We start from the raw sequence: 17,523 nt of genomic DNA on the forward strand, positions 1-17,523 counted from the left end.
ATACGACGTACTTTTTGTTACTAATTTAAATCCTTATAATATGCCAAATTATATTAAATCTCAAAATCTTATTGCAGGTACTGGTGATTATACATTTGTGTTTTATCAAATACTCATGGCAGTTTTAGCAGTAGCATTTATGCTAGGGGCAAAAACTGTTATGGAAAAAAGAGATATAGCTTAGATACAGAAGGTGCTTCCCCTTAGCACCTTCTATTACTATGTTTAATGGAAGTGAAAAGATGAAATTTTTAAGAAACAATTATATCTAAAAATTGCAACAATAACTTAGCCACCCAGACATCATACAAAAATGTAGATAAGATATACTATATAGAAGACGGAAAGATTATAGAGTCTGGTAAGCATATTGATCTTATGAATAAAAAAGGTGCATACTATAAACTTTATAATGTAAGCTCAGAGCAAAGCGAGCAGTGATGACATTTGAGATAAGATAAAGAAGACCTTAAGAGTTAACTCCTAAGGTCTTTTACTATGCCTATAAAAATAATTATCTATATATGAACCAAACGAGGATGTATCCGACTAAGACTGCTGTCAATGTGAATGGCACGCTCATCTTCATAAAGTCTTTGTTCTCAACAGTGTAGCCCGCTTCCTTAAGTATGCCAAGTGAAGCGATGTTTGCTGAGGCGCCTATTGGCGTGATGTTTCCACCAAGTGTCGCGCCGCTAAGTAGTCCGAAGTAAAATACTGTCATGTCGAATGGCACATGCGTTGATATTACAGAAAGAACTGGAAGCATTGTTGCGACATAAGGGATGTTGTCAACAAAGGCACTGATCAAGACGCTGCCCCAAACAAGTGCTGTGTATAATAAGAACGGCTTATCCGCTAGCTTAATGAATAGCTTTGCGATTTCATCGATAACTCCAGCATTTTCAATACCGGATATGATTATGAATAGCCCTGCTAGTAAGCCAAGTGTGTTGAAGTCTATTTCGCTTGCAACTGTTTTGATTATGGATGAGTCTTTATGTCTTATCAAGTGGTAGATTACACCGAAGATAGCTACGCATACGCAGATAAGTCCGTTTAGTATATCTATCTTTTGATCTTGCGGAATAAATGATGCAAAGATCAATAAAACTATCATAAGTATAACTAAGTAAGTTGGCATCATGTCTTTAACCTTTGTTACTTCAATCGCATCGACTTTACCTCTCATATCTTTTGTTTGAATGTAAATAACTGCTGTAGCAATTAGTGCCGAGATTTGAACTATCCAGAACATACCCATGTGTCCATTATATACGAAGAAGTCGAAGAAAGTCATGTTTAGTGCACTTCCTAGAAGTATCGAAGATGTATCGCCTACCAAAGTTGCCGCACCTTGTAAATTTGACGATATAGAGATCGCTATAATCATCTTTACTGGTGATATATTAAGTTTTTTCGCTAAACTCATGGCAACGGGTGCAATCATAAGTACTGTTGCAACGTTATCAATAAAGGCTGAGACGAAGCCGGCAAACATTGATAAGAAAAGTATGATGAGTCTTATGTCCTTAACCTTGTTTATGATAAGGTCCGCAAGCCTAGTTGGCATCAAGCTTTCTGAGAAAAGTGAGACAAGCATCATCGTTCCACCTATCATCAAAAGTACGTTAAAGTCTATAGCGCCCCAAACTGTATTTAAAGGAACTATGTTTAAAATTATAAAAACAAGCGCACTTATGCCGACAACTAGTGGTCTATGATTAACGAATTTAATCATAAATATGTAAGTTATAACGAAAAGTGCAGCTGCGAGTATGAGTCTGTCCATGTAATCCTCCTTTGTAATATCTATTACTAACCATATAATTATATATATAATAAGAAAAAATGTCAAGATGAGAGAAGCAAAATATTGATTTTTTCGCGGATTTGCTGTATTATGTTTATAGGTGAAATTATGTTAGAAGAATTAAATTACGAAGATATTGAAAATTTAGATAATATCGTTTTGGTCGATGTGAGGAGCGAGGGCGAGTACAAAAACGCTCACATACCAGGCGCCATCAATATTCCCATACTTAATGATGATGAGAGGAGCGAAGTAGGCACCTTGTATGACAGAGTATCATACGATTTAGCTAAGATAAAGGCGGTCGAATACGCGTCGAAAAAACTTCCTGAGCTTTATCAAAAATACTTGGAGCTAGAAAAGACTTGCGATGAGATCGTAATCTATTGCGATAGAGGCGGCTATAGATCGACTGTGCTTGAGAGGACTTTTCGTGCGCTGGGCATGCACATCTCAAAGCTAAGTGGCGGCTACAAGGCTTACAGGCGCTATGTGATGGAAAAGCTCGATGAATACTTTGAGAGGATCAAGGTCCTTACTTTTTATGGACTCACTGGCACACACAAGACTTATATAATAAGAAGACTTGAGGAAGATGGTATAAAGGTTTTAGATTTAGAGAAGTATGCGAACCACAGGGGATCCATCTTTGGCTCAGTCGGCCTAAAGGAAAAGGTCTCACAAAAGATGTTTGACTCATACATATATGAAGCGATAAAGGATGATCCAGATGCCATTTACATCACAGAGGGTGAATCGAGAAGGATAGGTGACATCGTTCTTCATGAAAAACTATATAAAAAGATGCTTGACTCAGACAAAATACTTATCGAAGCGTCTCTAGATGAGAGAGCAAAAAATATTTGTGAGGACTATTTGCCAAGTGAAAATAAAGAGGAAATCATAAAGACTTTCGAAGAGTTCAAAAAGTTCATTAGCAAGGAAAGGTATGAGAAGTACACAGACATGCTTATGGAGGGGGAATACCTTGATCTCATCAAGGACATGATGAAGAGCTACTACGATCCCAAGTATTCATTTAAGAAATATGATTACATCAAGGTATTTACAGACGCGGGCTACGACGATATTAAAGAATTTGTAAAAAAGTACTTGACAGATTAATCTAGTTATGCTAAACTATAGACGTAGTATTAAATACTAAGTGGAGGCAGTATGAGAGATAATATATTGACTGGCCTTAAAGAGCTAAAGCTTCCTAGGTACAAGGACTTACCCGACTTTGGCATTTATTCAGAGCAGCTAGTCGAGATAGTTAACAAAGCACTGGAAGCGATGTTTGATAAGGACAATAAATTAACGAAGTCCATGGTCAACAACTACGTCAAGCACAAAATTATGCCGAGCCCAATCAAGAAACGCTACTTTCGTAATCATATCGTTTATTGCATAGTGATTACGGTTTTTAAGAACAATCTAAGTATAGCCGAGATTGATGGCGGCATATTGCATGAGCTTAAGAAGAGCTCCATCGAAGAGTCGTATAATTACTTTTGCGACAAGATTGAGAGCGTTATGAGACTTATCATAGATATTTTGGATAAGCAAGAGAGCCCTGATACGAAGATGACGGCGACTATTGACGTGGACCTAGACAAGAGAAATGGCTTGACGCTTGCCATAGTGAGTGTTTGCACGAAAGTTATTACGCAAAAACTATTAGAATACGAGCTATTAAACGCTAAGGAGGACATATGAGTAAAGTAGGAATAATTATAGACACAGCCTGCGATCTACCTAAAGAAGCATATGAAGAATTAAATGTGGCGATGCTACCTTTGTGGGTACACTTCTCAGATAAATCGTATAGAGACCAAGTTGACATAGAAAAGGACGAGTTCTACAGACTTCTTGACAAGGAGTTTCCTAAGACAAGTACACCATCACCAATGGAGATAAAGGAGATAATCGACAAAGAGTTTGCATCTGGCGCTGATGAAGTCATAATCATCACGCTATCGTCAAGGCTTAGCGGGGCAAATAACTTAGCAAATCTTGTGGCAATGGACTACGACGGCAAAGTAAAAGTTTTTGACACAAAGAACATAGCCATCGGCTCAGGTTTTTATGCCTATAGAGCAGCTAGGCTGAGAGATGAAGGCCATAGTGCAGATGAAATCATTAAGATTTTGGAAGATGATAGAGCCAAGATGAAGTCAAGGACATACTTCGTTATTCCAGAACTTACAAACCTTATCAATGGCGGAAGGATAGGCAAGGTTAAAGGCGTTATCGGACAGCTACTACACATCAAACCTATCATAACATGTGACGCAGATGGCGTTTATTACGATACTGACAAGGTGAGAGGCTTTGCAAAGGCACAAAGAAGACTAGTAGACAAAATAAAAGATGAGTTAAAGGACACAAAGGACTACTACTTATCAATCTGCCACGGAGCAAATCCGGAAGCACTCGAAGCTGTTAAAGATGCACTTAAAGACGAAGTGGCAAGAGCCAAGATATATGTTGAAGAGCAAATTGCACCGACACTAGCAGTACACACTGGCAGAGGCCTTGTCGGCGTTGCATATTATAAATTATAGATGAAAGGCTTAGGAGATTTACCTAAGCTTTTTTTGTTACTATTTTGTAAGATTTAAGTACTTGTAAATTGCTTTGATAAGTGATATTATATAGTTAACGATATATCAGACGAAAGCACAAGGAAGGTGGTTTTATGAAAGAAAATAAAAGAAAGATAATTTTTGTATCATATCTATTAGTACTAAGCTTATTATTTATCAGCGCATGCACAGATAAAATTGCTTCGAATAATATTGCCTCTAAATTTCCAAAAGACGAAGAAGGCTATCCAGAACAAAATTATGCAATGATCGATGGCAAAGTTTATGAGGTAGAAAAGAAAGAGGATATGTATGGAAAAGAGGAAAGCGATACTCCAGATGTCACGACCATAGACATAGACACAAATAAAGATGAGGTAGAAGTAGTCTTGCCAGCAGGAAATTGCTTTGACGAGTGGGTTATATCACCAAAGAACGATGTAGCCGAAAAAACCTTAGTGGAATTTAAAGTTAAGGGCGAGTTAAGAGATGGAGGCCCATCGACTTGTGTAGACGTATATAAAGTTAAACTTAATGGTGATGAGACCATAGAGTTTAAAAATGTAAACGTTACGAATGAAGAAGAGTATGAGGCCAAAAAAGCTTACACTGTATTGAGAATCATCAAGATAAAAAAAGAAAAGTAAATAAGGAGGAATTATAATGAGTAAAAGTAAAAAAATAATATATGCCATATTAATTATTGTAATAATTTTTGCAGCATATAAATTGATTAACAATAAAAATACAAATAATGAAGAGGTTTTATATCCAGCTATTAATGATGAACTAATTAGTGAATTGGAAGATGGAAAGAAACCATATCTATTTGACAGTGAAGGTGTTCTTAATGAATATCTAGCTAAAACATATCCAGATAGCAAGTTTGAGATAAAAGATAAAAAAGACAGTGGCAGTACCATTATCTATGATATAAGCTTAGTTGATAAGGATAAAGACCTTGAATTAAGTTTGAAGCAAAAGGAAATTGAACTTAATAAAGAAAAGTTAAATATATGGGTTGTTACAGATAGTAAAGAAATAACAAATAAGTAAATAGATGATATATAAGGGCTTAGTGATTAAGTCCTTATATTTTTGCAAAAATATTTCCATAATGATTGAAAAATGTTTTTCTAAGTGATATAATTAGAATGTAATTTTTAAGGAGGATGACGACATGGAAAAGTTAGAACAAGTATATGAAGGCAAGGCAAAGAAGGTCTTCAAGACTGATGACCCTAAGAAATTTATCTTGTCTTACAAGGACGATGCTACTGCATTTAACGGCAAGAAGAAAGGCACTATAGTTGGCAAAGGTGTTGTCAACAACAAGATGAGTAACTTCTTCTTCCAAAAGCTTGAAAAAGAAGGCATTCCAACTATATATCTAGAAGAATTAAACGACAGAGAAACTTTGGTTAAGGCTGTTGAGATAGTTCCATTAGAAGTTATAGTTAGAAACGTAACTGCAGGCAGCTTCTCTAAGAGGATGGGTGTTGAAGAAGGTAAGGAATTACTTCACCCAATAGTTGAGTTCTCATACAAGTCAGATCCACTTGACGACCCATTCATTAACGATGATTATGCTACAGCACTTGGTCTTGCTACTAAAGAAGAAGTAGAAACTATTAAGGACTACGCAAGAAAGGTAAATGACTACCTTTGCAAGCACTTTAAATCTGTTGGCATAAGACTTGTTGACTTCAAGCTTGAATTTGGTAGATATGACGGCAAGATCATCTTAGCTGACGAAATCAGTCCAGACACTATGAGACTTTGGGACTACGAAACTAACGAAAAGCTTGATAAAGACAGGTTCAGACGTGACCTTGGTAATGTTGAAGATGCATACCACGAAGTCATGAGAAGACTTGGACTAGAATAATGTTTGATAAAATACATGAAGAGTGCGGCGTTTTCGGAGCTTATTCACTTAAACACGAAGACGTCTCAACTCTGATTTACTACGGATTGTTCGCTTTACAGCACAGAGGACAAGAATCTTGCGGTATTGCTGTAACAGATACCAAAATGAGCCAAAATATCCAGGTTTATAAAAACATGGGTCTAGTTAATGATGTTTTTAATAAAGATAATTTAGCTAAACTTAATGGCAATCTTGGTGTTGGACATGTTAGGTACTCAACTTCAGGCAATTCTACTGTTTCTAACGCACAGCCACTAGTTATAAACTACTGGAAGGGCACTCTAGCCATCGCTCACAACGGCAACATTGTCAATCAAAAGGCGCTTAAGGAAGAACTTTCACAAACAGGAGCCATCTTCCAAACTACTTCTGACTCTGAAATCATTCCTTATCTTATAGCAAGAGCGAGACTTGAGTCAAAATCGGTTGAAGAAGCAGTTGTTAAGGCTATGCCAAAGATAGTTGGTGCTTATTCACTAGCTATAGCAAGTCCTAAAAAGTTAATAGCAGCGAGAGATCCTAACGGTTTCCATCCGCTTTGTATAGGTCAAAAAGGAGATACATACTTTGTATCGAGCGAATCATGTGCACTTGATGCAGTTGGAGCAAAGTTTATAAGAGATGTTGAACCGGGTGAAGTCGTTATAGTTACTGAAGAAGGAGTTAAATCCGTATATAAATATGAAGCGAAAAAATCCACTTGCATATTTGAATACATTTACTTCGCAAGACCTGACTCAGCCATTGACGGCATAAGCGTTTACGAAGCAAGATTAAATGCGGGTAGGATGCTTCACAAGAGATATCCAGTCGATGCAGACGTAGTCGTTGGCGTTCCAGACTCAGGTACACCAGCAGCATACGGCTATGCACAAGCAGCTAATATACCATTCTCCATAGCTTTCATCAAGAATAATTATGTTGGCAGAACATTTATCAAGCCTAGTCAAGATCAAAGATCACAAGGCGTTTCTATCAAGCTAAATATTCTTAAAGATGAGGTTAAAGATAAAAAGATAGTTTTGGTCGATGACTCCATCGTTAGAGGAACGACTATGAAAAATATTGTAAAGCAGCTTAAGGAGCTTGGTGCAAAGGAAGTTCATGTTAGAATATCCTCGCCACCATTCTTATATCCATGCTTCTACGGTACTGATGTGCCGACAAATAAGGAGCTAATCGCGTTTAAGTACACTCAAGACGAAATCAGGGACTACATTGGCTGTGATTCGCTTGGTTACTTAAAGGTAGAGGACCTTAAGGAGCTTGTTGAAGGACGCTGTGACTATTGCAATGCCTGCTTTACAGGTAATTATCCAACAGAGGTGGAAGATGGACAAATATAATAAATATATATCGCCGTTCTCAGAAAGATACTCTTCTAAAGAGATGCAGTATATATTTTCAGAAGAATTTAAATTTAAAACATGGAGAAAGATGTGGATAGCCCTTGCAGAAGCAGAAAAAGAGATGGGTCTAGACATATCTGATGAAGCCATCGAAGAGATGAAGGCTAATAAGGACAATCTTAACATCGAAGTCGCTAAAGAGAGAGAAAAGCTTGTGCGTCACGATGTTATGAGCCATGTATACGCCTATGGACTTCAAGCACCAAAGGCAAAGGCGATCATTCACTTAGGAGCAACTAGCTGCTATGTTGGTGATAACACTGATCTTATCACTATGCACGAGGCTCTTAAGCTTATCAGAAAAAAAGTTCTTACTGTTATGAAAAATCTTAGGAACTTTGCCATGAAGTACAAGGACCTTGACACACTTGGCTACACTCACTACCAAGCAGCTCAACCAACAACTGTTGGCAAGAGAGCCTGTCTATGGCTTCAAGATCTTTACATGGACCTAGAAGAGCTTGATAGATTACTAGAAGACTACAAATTACTTGGCTCAAAGGGAACTACAGGCACACAAGCCTCTTTCATGGAACTTTTTGACAACGACGAAGAAAAAGTAAAGAAAGTTGATGAACTTATAGTGAAAAAACTTGGTTTTGACAAAGTTTTAACTATAAGCGGACAAACATATACAAGGAAAATAGATGCCAAGATACTTAATGTACTTAGCTTAATCGCTCAAAGTGCATACAAGTTCTCAGGCGACTTAAGATTATTAGCAAATTTAAAGGAAATAGAAGAGCCACTAGAAAAAAATCAAATCGGTTCATCTGCCATGCCATATAAGAGAAATCCTATGCGTGCAGAAAGAATCGCATCCATTTCACGCTACATCATAGTAAACTCACTTAATCCGCAAATAACAGCCGCAACACAATGGTTTGAAAGAACACTTGATGACTCGGCTAATAAGAGGATAGCTGTGAGCGAGGCTTTCCTAGCGCTTGATGGCGTGCTTGATATATACATCAACGTTAGCGATGGACTTATAGTTTATGAAAATGTTATCAAAAAGCACTTAAACGAAGAGCTTCCATTTATGATAACAGAAAATATCCTTATGGAGTGCGTTAAACGCGGTGGCGACAGACAAGCCCTTCATGACAAGATCAGAGTGCATTCAAGAGAAGCACAAAAGAGGATCAAAGAAGAGGGCAAGGACAATAATTTATTAAAGCTAATTTCTGAAGACAAAGACTTTAACTTGACTATGGAAGACATAGAAGAGATAAAGGCTGTTTCAAAGATTAGTGGTAGAGCATCTTCACAAGTTGAAGAATTCGTAAGTGAAACCATTGATCCGATACTTGAAAAGAACAGGGACAGCATCGGTATCAAAGTTGAACTCAATGTTTAGGAGGTATATATGATTACAGCTATAGTAGGAGCTAACTGGGGCGACGAAGGCAAGGGTAAAGTAACTGATATGCTAGCATGTAATGCAGATTATGTCGTTAGATTTCAAGGTGGAGCCAACGCTGGCCACACTATTATCAATAATTATGGTAGATTTGCACTTCATCTATTGCCATCAGGGGTATTTAATGAAAATACTGTCAATATACTTGCCAATGGCGTTGCACTAAACATACCATTCTTCATAAATGAATTAAAATCAATAGTGGACGCAGGCGTTAAAGAGCCGAAAGTTTATGTATCTGATAGAGCACAAATAGTTATGCCATATCATATAGATTTTGATAAGTACGAAGAAGAAAGACTTAGCAAGGCATCATTTGGCTCGACTAAATCAGGTATTGCATATATATTTGCAGATAAATATCAAAAGATAGGCTTCGAAGTGAACGAGCTTTATGACGAAGAATATCTTTCTGAAAAACTTGATTTGATACTACCAATCAAAAACGCTATACTTAAGGAGCTTTATCATAAAGAGCCAATTAAGAAGGAAGATGTTTTAAAGATACTTCTTGAATATGGCAAAATGATTAAGCCTTATGTTAAGAACACATCCAAGATGCTTAGAAAAGCTATCAAAGATGGCAAGAAGATCTTGTTCGAAGGTCAATTAGGTACACTTAAAGATACTGATCACGGCATCTACCCAATGGTAACAAGCTCATCAACACTAGCTGGCTACGCATCCATAGGAGCTGGAGTGCCACCGTATGAAATTAAAAACATCATCGCAGTAACAAAGGCATATTCATCAGCAGTAGGCGCAGGCGAGTTCGTCAGCGAAATTTTTGATGAAGAAGCAAATGAGCTTAGAACTCATGGCGGCGACAAAGGCGAGTTCGGCGCAACAACAGGCAGACCAAGAAGAGTTGGCTGGTTTGACGTAGTTGCAACAAAGTACGGCATAGAAATGCAAGGCGCAACAGACATCGCCTTCATGGTTATAGACGCGCTTAGCTACCTAGACGAGATACCAGTTTGCGTTAGCTACGACATAGACGGCGAGATTACAGATGAATTTCCTAACACATCCAAACTTAAAAAAGCAAAACCAGTTTTAGAAAGACTAAATGGCTGGAAATGCGATATAAGAGGCATAACTAAGTACGAAGAGCTTCCAAAAGAAGCAAGAGACTACATCGAGTTCATCGAAGAAAAACTTGGCAAAAAATTCAAATACATTTCGACAGGACCAAAGAGAGAAGAAATGATAATAAGATAAAGATTAACTACGCTTGTGTATATGAGCGTAGTTTTTTGTTGCAAATGGGGGGGGGTACTTGTGATATAATAAAGAAGTAGGTAATTATAGTTTTTAAGGAGCATGACGATGGAAGATAAAATGTTGATAGCAAAAGATGTGTGCAAAAAATATGCACACTCAAAAACTTATGCCAATAAAAATATTGACATAAGCATAAACACGGGAGAGATCAAAGGACTATTTGGACCAAACGGGGCGGGCAAAACCACTTTTGTTAGACAAGTTTGTGGTCTTTTAAAACCAGATTCAGGATACATAGAGATAGACGGAGTAGATATAGCGAAATATAAAAATTACATACCAAGCAAAGTCTCTTACTTAGGTCAAATAGCGTACACGCATAGAGCTTTAAAAGTTATAGAGTTTATACAATTTACAGGAGTATATAGAGGGATAGACGCAAAAGAGTCTAAAAGACAAGCACTTGAATTGCTTGAATACTTTGGCATGAATTATTTACAAGATAAACTTATTGGCTCGATTAGTGGTGGCGAGACAAGACTTGTTGCTTTTATGGCAGCCATTATAGGATACAATCCATTTGTTGTACTTGATGAGCCAACAAATGATGTCGATCCAGAAAAAAGAATATTGCTTTGGCAATTAGTTAAAAAACTTAAAGAAGAAAGAGGCATATCATTTTTATTAGTAACACATAATATACAAGAAGCCTCAGACGTAGTCGATGAAGTAGCCATCATGTACGGCGGTCAAATAATTAAGCAAGGCAGACCTTATGAATTAGCTGAGGCTTTAAAAATAGATACAAAAGTAGATTTCGTTGTACCATATCATACTAAAATTGATGATGAGTTGATAAGCCGTCTAAAAATTATTAAAATTGATGATGAACATTTAAGAATAAATGTTAGTAAAGATAAAGTCAATACTATTTTAAACGAGCTTTACTCAAGCAGCCTAGGCTCATCAATTAGTTCTATAAAGATACTTCCTCCGTCATTAGAGGATATCTACATGATCAACATAAAGGAGAATAAGTAATGGAAATCAATAAATCAAGTCAAAATAAATCTGGCATCAAAGATTATTTAACAAAACAATTTTATCTAATAAAGTCAGAGCTATTAACATTAAGATTAAGCTGGAAATGGTCGCTACTAATAGTTTTGGTATCGCCAATAAGTGTATTGATTTTTCTTTATTTATTAGTTGGTATGAAAAATCCTGAGTATATGAACTATGTCATATCAGGTAACATCATCATGTCGCTAGTTACAGGTACTATGCTAACTTTAGGTCAAGAACTTGGCGTACTTAAGCAAATTAGAGGCTTTGACTATTACGCATCGCTACCAATTAAGAAAATACAGTTAATAACAGCCTATTTAATAAGAGCAACTATATTAACACTACCATCAATAATAGTCTTGATATTCTTAGGAAGAATTATTTTTGATGTTCAAATTAATATTAATTTTACTATGTTTTTAATAATATTCTTATCTGGACTATCTTTATCTGGTTTAGGAGCCTTTATTGGAGTATATAGTGCTAACATGGAGCAATCAAGCACAGTCACACAAATAATACAACCACTAATTGTTTATTGCGCACCTGTATTTATACCCTTTGAGAGCATGCCAAAAATTATGCAATACATTTCATATTTAGTACCAACAACGTATGTTTCAAATGCTTTGAGAAAGAGCTTTGTCGGAGAATTTGATGTGATTAGTATATTAGTATTACTTTTATTTTCAATTATTTCAGTGTATTTAGTTGAATATAAAATCGATTGGAGACAAAAATCGTAAGTATATAAGATAAAGATCAACTACGCTTGTGTATATGAGCGTAGTTTTTTTGTAAAACGTTCATACTTATGATATAATAAATTTATAATCTAAATACGGAGGGCTTAATATGGAATTAAAAAAATCGAAAAAAGAAATGTTAAAGCTTGTTAACATACCTAGCTTTATCTTGCTACTTGCACTTTGCTTATTATCAGCAATATTATTTGTTATTGCACCTATCACATTAAACAAGGTTATTGAAAATGTTGGTAGGATTGGTGTATACGATATATTTAAAGTTATATTGATACTAGCACTTGGATACATAGTTGATTTTATCTCTGTTTTTACAAAGAATCAACTTATACAAGATTATCATACAAAAGGCGCTTGCCTTATATATAGCGATATCTTTAAGTTAGATTATGATAAATACATAAATGAAGGACCAACAGCACTTCGCGAGCTTGCTTACAATGCAGTTGAGGCATATGCTAGTTTTTATTTTGATGTCATACCTAGCCTTCTTGTTAATATAGTAACAATAGTCGTAACGATAGCAGTTGCTTGGTCTTTTAATTACGTTGCAGCTCTCTTCATGTTAGCAATCATCCCAATTCACTACTTTGGTTTTAAGGCACTTAATAAAAAACTTGCGAAGCTCTCAATTAATTTACAAAATACAAGTAGTGAATCATTCAAAAATATTAATTCGCTTATATCACAAGTTGATTTTATTAAGCAAAACGCTGAGAATGAAAATCTATTGCCATCCATAGAAAAAAATATTAACAAATCAGAAGGCGTTAGAAAGAAAGTTAACTACGTCGCCAATGGCGTGTCTGGTTTACTTATTGGTTTAAACCAAATTATACAAAGCTTGGTTATCATATTCTTAGCCGCTCTTGCACTTAATGATAAGAATAATTTTGGATCAGTAATATTTGTAATGCTTGTATTTCCATACTTTTCTAATGCTATCAGAGGTTTATCATTTACAAATTTAGGTTTTGCCGACGTAAAAGCTGCTGACAATTTTTTAAAGACGCTTATAGATTTTAAATCAAAAGATGGTACGAAGCCTATGCCAGAAAAAATTGAAAGCATAAAATTTGACATTGACAAGGTCAATATACTTGATAAAAACTTACTAAACAATGTAAAGATGGAGTTTAAAAAAGGCGATATAGTCGGCGTTATGGGTGAGAGTGGTACTGGTAAGAGCACTCTATTAAAACTTATACCAAAGTTTAGAGAAACAGATGGTATATTTATAAATGATATTCCTATAAGTGAGATAAAAAATAAAGATTACTTAAGAAAAGTTTCTTACTACTCGCAAAACACACCAATTATTACAGATACTTTATATAATAATTTAAATTTTGGACGCAAAAAAGTTTCTAAAGCAATATATGAAGCGATGCCGTTCTTAGCTAAGTTTACAAATCTTGATGAGATGATAGTTGAGAATGGAGCAAATTTATCAGGAGGAGACAAACAAAGGATAGCTCTTTCTAGATATTTTACAGAAGATGCTGACATAGTTATACTTGATGAGCCGACATCGTCTTTAGATAAAGAGACTGAAGAAGAGCTTATGAAGGAGATACTAAAAGATACTAAGGATAAGATAGTGTTTATCATAAGTCATAACAAAGAAATTATGAAGTATTGTTCACATCTCGTTGAAATAAAGAATAAAACAGCTCAAATAAGATAAAGATTAACTACGCTTGTGTATAAGAGCGTAGTTTTTTGTAAAAAATTGCTTTTGTGATATAATAAATAAAAGGAGATGTTATTATGAGGAAGAAAATATATTTATTTGCCTTAGTGCTTTGCTTAGTAATGAGTTTTGGCTGCACAAATACAAAGAAAGACAGCGAAAATGATACTCAAACTAAGAATGAAACGACAGAAGAGTCAAGGATAATCGAGTTAGAAGAAGAAAATAAAAAGCTTAAGGATAATCTCGCGAGCTTTGCACTTTCACTTGAAGAAAATGAAGAGATAATTAAGTTTTATAGAAGCACATTTTCTAATATGAGCAAAAGAGATGATGAGGACTTAAAAAACAAAGTTAATGCAGATGTGCTTACACCAATGTTTTCATTTGGAAATAAATTGCTAAATGAAGAAGAAGCTATATCTATAAGTAGTCTCGATGATAAATCATTGACAATACACTTTACATATAAGAACTTGCCAATAACTTTAAGACATGAGTATCAATTAGCATTTCAAGACGAGATAATGAAGATAGATCCAGAAAAAATGCTTGAGATTAAAACTACTCATGATTATAGTATCGAGAATAATAATTCTTATGGACTAAATGATGCAGCGATCACAATAAAAGACTTGGAACTAGGTGACACAATTAGCATAGTGCTTAGCGATGAACTTGCTAAGCTATGTGATTATAAGAGCGGCAGCATAACCATAAACATAGTTGAATAAATATAAATTAAGCGAGGCGCTTGTCTCGCTTTTTACATATCTATAAAGAAATCTTATAATAATATACACTTTTTTATAAAAAAATCAATATTTGTGATTTAAATCACATATTTAATATAAAATGACCTGTATAATTTAAACACAATATAATTCATCCAGAGAGGCGGAGGGACTGGCCCTATGAAGCCCGGCAACCTGTTTAATCAAGGTGCTAATTCCAGCGGTTATACCGAAAGATGACGATTTTTTCACGATACTCTTTATCTTTTGGTAAAGAGTTTTTTTATTGGATTTATCCAAGGAAGGAGGAGCTTATGATAGAAGCAAAAAATTTAATTAAGACTTACAAGGTAGATGGCAAAGAATTTAATGCTGTTGATGGTGTAAGCTTTAAAGCAGAAAAGAAAGACATCTTGGCCATCATAGGTTTATCTGGTGCAGGTAAGTCTACTTTAGTCAGACTACTCAATAGACTTGAGGAAGCTGACAGTGGCGAAGTAATCATAGATGGAGTGAACATCTTTAACTTAAAGCAAAAAGAGCTCTTAGCTTTAAGAAAAAGAATCGCTTTTATCTTTCAAACTTTTAATCTATTCAGTCAATACACAGTTCTAGACAATGTGATTTTTCCTTTAAACTTAAATGGCTTTAAGGGAGATAAAAAGGCTGAAGCAAGAAAGTTTCTAGATTACGTTGGCCTACTTAATAAAGAGAAGGCATATCCAAGTGAATTATCTGGCGGACAAAGACAAAGAGTCGCCATAGCAAGAGCCCTTGTATCTAAGCCTGAGATCATACTCTCAGACGAAGCAACGAGCGCACTTGACCCAGAAAGCACTAGGATGGTCATAGATTTATATAAAAGAGCAAGAGATGACTTTGATACGACTACCATAATGATAACGCATCAAATGGAAGCGGCAAAGGATGCTTCAAACAAAATTGCTCTTATGGAAAATGGAAGAATTATAGAGAAAAACACTACTACAGAGCTTTTCAAAAACCCAAAGACAAAGCTTGCACAAAGCTTTATCAAAAAGGCGGCTCCTGATACAGAGCTTGACTACAGCGCTTTCACTGGCAAATTGATTAGACTTTCATACTCGAAGGACACAGTTAAGACGCCTGTATTAAGTAACGCGATGAAGAACTTTAACGTTGACATCAACATCATTGACGGAAACATCAGTAACGTTTTAGATGAAGAGCTTGGCTACATGGTCGTTGAGCTTCGAGGCTCAGACGAAGAGACACAAAAGGTTATCAAGTATCTAAAAGATAATTGTGCAGAGGTATCGGAGGTGATAGCATGAGATTCAAGGAGATAATGGACATAGTTTTACCAGCACTTCCTGAAACTATAATCATGATTATAGTGCCGGCACTCATCGCTCTAATCATCGGACTTCCATGGGGTATATTGACTTATGTGACTAGACCAAATGGTTTAAGAGAAAATAAATTTGTATACACAATAACTAATGGCATCATAAACATATTTAGAAGCATGCCGGCCATCATACTAATCATAGTTCTAGCGCCATTATCAAGATTTATTATTGGCAAGGCAATAGGAACTGAGGCAGCTTTAGTGCCACTAACATTTGCAGCGGCACCCTTCATAGCAAGATTATATGAAGGCTACTTCCTAGAAGTAGATGCAGGTGTCATAGAAGCAGCTAAATCAATGGGTGCAAGCAATTTTGAAATAGTCAAAGTATTATTAAAAGAGACAGTGCCAGCGGCTATACTTGGCGTAACAACTACCATAATCAACTTAGTTGGCTACTCAGCTATGGCTGGAGCACTTGGCGGAGGCGGTCTTGGCGATATCGCAATCAGATACGGCTACCAAAGAAATCAACTTGACATACTTTGGATTTCAGTCGCACTCATAGTTATAATCGTACAAATAGTACAATTCACAGGAAACACTATATACAAAAAAGTAAACAAAAAATAAATTTATAAAATTAAGGAGAGAATAAAATGAAAAAAATATTTACATTACTATTAGCATTAACACTATTAACAAGCCTTGTAGCTTGCAATAACTCTACAGGAAATACAAATAAAAAAGCAACAGAAGAAATCACAGGAACAAGTTCTGAAACAAAGGCGGATACAGAAACAAAGACAGATGAAGACAACAAGATTATCATAGGTGTATCACCAGTACCTCACGCAGAAATAACTGAAGCACTTAAAGATGAGTTTGCAAAGGAAGGCCTAGATGTTGAAGTAAAAGTATTTGATGACTACGTTCAACCAAATCTAGCACTTGACCAAGGCGACATCGATGCAAACTTCTTCCAACACATACCATATCTAGAAAATTTTGCTAAAGAAAGAGGACTTAGCTTAGAAAATCTTGGCTCAGTACACATCGAACCAATGGGATTATACTCAGACAAGATAAAATCACTTGATGAATTAAAGGACGGAGACGAAGTACTTATTCCAAGCGATCCATCAAACGGACGTAGAGCTTTACTATTACTTGAAAAGAATGGTTTAATCAAACTTAAAGATGATACTAAAGAAGATATAACTGAAAAAGATATTGATCAAAACACAAAGAACTTAAAATTTACTCCAATTGAAGCAGCAAATATACCAAACGTTTATAAAGATGCAGCACTTGCAGCTATAAACACAAACTTCGCGCTTGGCGCAGGACTTAACCCATCAGCTGACGCTTTAGCACTTGAAGATAAGGACAGTCCTTACGCAAACATCATTGCGGTTAGAAAAGGTGACGAAACTAAAGATAAGTTCCAAAAGCTTATCAAAGTATTCCAATCAGATGCTTGCAAGAAGTTTATTGAAGACACTTACAAGGGAGAAATCTACCCTGCTTTTTAATATATTTAATAA

18 protein-coding genes and 1 riboswitch are annotated in these 17,523 nt (G+C 35.7%); of the genes, 17 read left to right on the forward strand and 1 reads right to left on the reverse strand.

Going from position 1 to position 17,523, the window contains the following annotated elements:
- A partial coding sequence (locus Q0E71_RS01795; RefSeq protein WP_294795411.1) for a hypothetical protein occupies positions 1-184 on the forward strand: 184 nt, incomplete at its 5' end.
- Positions 185-514: 330 nt separating this feature from the next.
- On the opposite strand, the gene Q0E71_RS01800 is transcribed toward Q0E71_RS01795, so the two are convergent.
- Positions 515-1,792: an SLC13 family permease gene (locus Q0E71_RS01800; protein ID WP_294795413.1), complete on the reverse strand. Its 1,278-nt coding sequence runs from the start codon at positions 1,790-1,792 to the stop codon at positions 515-517.
- A gap of 129 nt (positions 1,793-1,921) precedes the next feature.
- Between Q0E71_RS01800 and mnmH the strand changes: the two genes are divergently transcribed.
- The 16 genes from mnmH (at position 1,922) to Q0E71_RS01880 (ending at position 17,511) form a co-directional block, all read left to right on the forward strand.
- Complete coding sequence (gene mnmH / locus Q0E71_RS01805; RefSeq protein ID WP_294795415.1) at positions 1,922-2,938, forward strand: tRNA 2-selenouridine(34) synthase MnmH; 1,017 nt, start codon at positions 1,922-1,924, stop codon at positions 2,936-2,938.
- Positions 2,939-2,989: 51 nt separating this feature from the next.
- Entirely contained in the window at positions 2,990-3,532 is a 543-nt protein-coding gene (locus Q0E71_RS01810; protein ID WP_294795418.1) for a DUF1836 domain-containing protein, read from the forward strand.
- A complete protein-coding gene (locus tag Q0E71_RS01815) occupies positions 3,529-4,380 on the forward strand; it encodes a DegV family protein (protein ID WP_294795420.1) in 852 nt (283 codons plus the stop codon). Before Q0E71_RS01810 ends, Q0E71_RS01815 begins: the two co-directional genes overlap by 4 nt.
- A 134-nt stretch (positions 4,381-4,514) precedes the next feature.
- On the forward strand, positions 4,515-5,048 hold the full coding sequence (locus Q0E71_RS01820) for a hypothetical protein (protein WP_294795422.1): 534 nt from the start codon (positions 4,515-4,517) through the stop codon (positions 5,046-5,048).
- A gap of 16 nt (positions 5,049-5,064) precedes the next feature.
- On the forward strand, positions 5,065-5,457 hold the full coding sequence (locus Q0E71_RS01825; protein ID WP_294795424.1) for a hypothetical protein: 393 nt from the start codon (positions 5,065-5,067) through the stop codon (positions 5,455-5,457).
- Positions 5,458-5,581: 124 nt separating this feature from the next.
- The gene (gene purC, locus Q0E71_RS01830; RefSeq protein ID WP_294795426.1) at positions 5,582-6,289 is read left to right on the forward strand and encodes a phosphoribosylaminoimidazolesuccinocarboxamide synthase; all 708 of its coding nucleotides are present in this window, start codon (positions 5,582-5,584) and stop codon (positions 6,287-6,289) included.
- Complete coding sequence (gene purF / locus Q0E71_RS01835) at positions 6,289-7,677, forward strand: amidophosphoribosyltransferase (RefSeq protein ID WP_058259387.1); 1,389 nt, start codon at positions 6,289-6,291, stop codon at positions 7,675-7,677. Before purC ends, purF begins: the two co-directional genes overlap by 1 nt.
- The gene (purB, locus tag Q0E71_RS01840) at positions 7,664-9,100 is read left to right on the forward strand and encodes an adenylosuccinate lyase (RefSeq protein ID WP_294795430.1); all 1,437 of its coding nucleotides are present in this window, start codon (positions 7,664-7,666) and stop codon (positions 9,098-9,100) included. The genes purF and purB overlap by 14 nt, the downstream gene beginning before the upstream one ends.
- A 9-nt stretch (positions 9,101-9,109) precedes the next feature.
- Complete coding sequence (locus Q0E71_RS01845; protein ID WP_294795432.1) at positions 9,110-10,384, forward strand: adenylosuccinate synthase; 1,275 nt, start codon at positions 9,110-9,112, stop codon at positions 10,382-10,384.
- A 108-nt stretch (positions 10,385-10,492) separates the two neighbouring features.
- A complete protein-coding gene (locus Q0E71_RS01850) occupies positions 10,493-11,428 on the forward strand; it encodes an ABC transporter ATP-binding protein (RefSeq protein ID WP_294795434.1) in 936 nt (311 codons plus the stop codon).
- Positions 11,428-12,201: an ABC transporter permease gene (locus Q0E71_RS01855; protein WP_294795436.1), complete on the forward strand. Its 774-nt coding sequence runs from the start codon at positions 11,428-11,430 to the stop codon at positions 12,199-12,201. The genes Q0E71_RS01850 and Q0E71_RS01855 overlap by 1 nt, the downstream gene beginning before the upstream one ends.
- A 109-nt stretch (positions 12,202-12,310) precedes the next feature.
- Positions 12,311-13,906: an ABC transporter ATP-binding protein gene (locus Q0E71_RS01860; RefSeq protein WP_294795438.1), complete on the forward strand. Its 1,596-nt coding sequence runs from the start codon at positions 12,311-12,313 to the stop codon at positions 13,904-13,906.
- 83 nt (positions 13,907-13,989) lie between these two features.
- Positions 13,990-14,646 (forward strand): hypothetical protein, encoded by a 657-nt coding sequence (locus tag Q0E71_RS01865; RefSeq protein ID WP_294795441.1) that lies wholly within the window; start codon positions 13,990-13,992, stop codon positions 14,644-14,646.
- 148 nt (positions 14,647-14,794) lie between these two features.
- A riboswitch (SAM riboswitch) is annotated at positions 14,795-14,889 on the forward strand.
- 71 nt (positions 14,890-14,960) lie between these two features.
- Entirely contained in the window at positions 14,961-15,959 is a 999-nt protein-coding gene (locus Q0E71_RS01870; RefSeq protein WP_294795443.1) for a methionine ABC transporter ATP-binding protein, read from the forward strand.
- Positions 15,956-16,609 (forward strand): methionine ABC transporter permease, encoded by a 654-nt coding sequence (locus Q0E71_RS01875; protein ID WP_294795444.1) that lies wholly within the window; start codon positions 15,956-15,958, stop codon positions 16,607-16,609. The genes Q0E71_RS01870 and Q0E71_RS01875 overlap by 4 nt, the downstream gene beginning before the upstream one ends.
- A gap of 26 nt (positions 16,610-16,635) precedes the next feature.
- Complete coding sequence (locus Q0E71_RS01880) at positions 16,636-17,511, forward strand: MetQ/NlpA family ABC transporter substrate-binding protein (RefSeq protein ID WP_294795447.1); 876 nt, start codon at positions 16,636-16,638, stop codon at positions 17,509-17,511.
- The last annotated feature ends 12 nt before the right edge of the window (positions 17,512-17,523 follow it).

Origin of the sequence: uncultured Fenollaria sp. (assembly GCF_934202865.1) — a bacterium.
Lineage (GTDB): Bacteria > Bacillota > Clostridia > Tissierellales > Peptoniphilaceae > Fenollaria.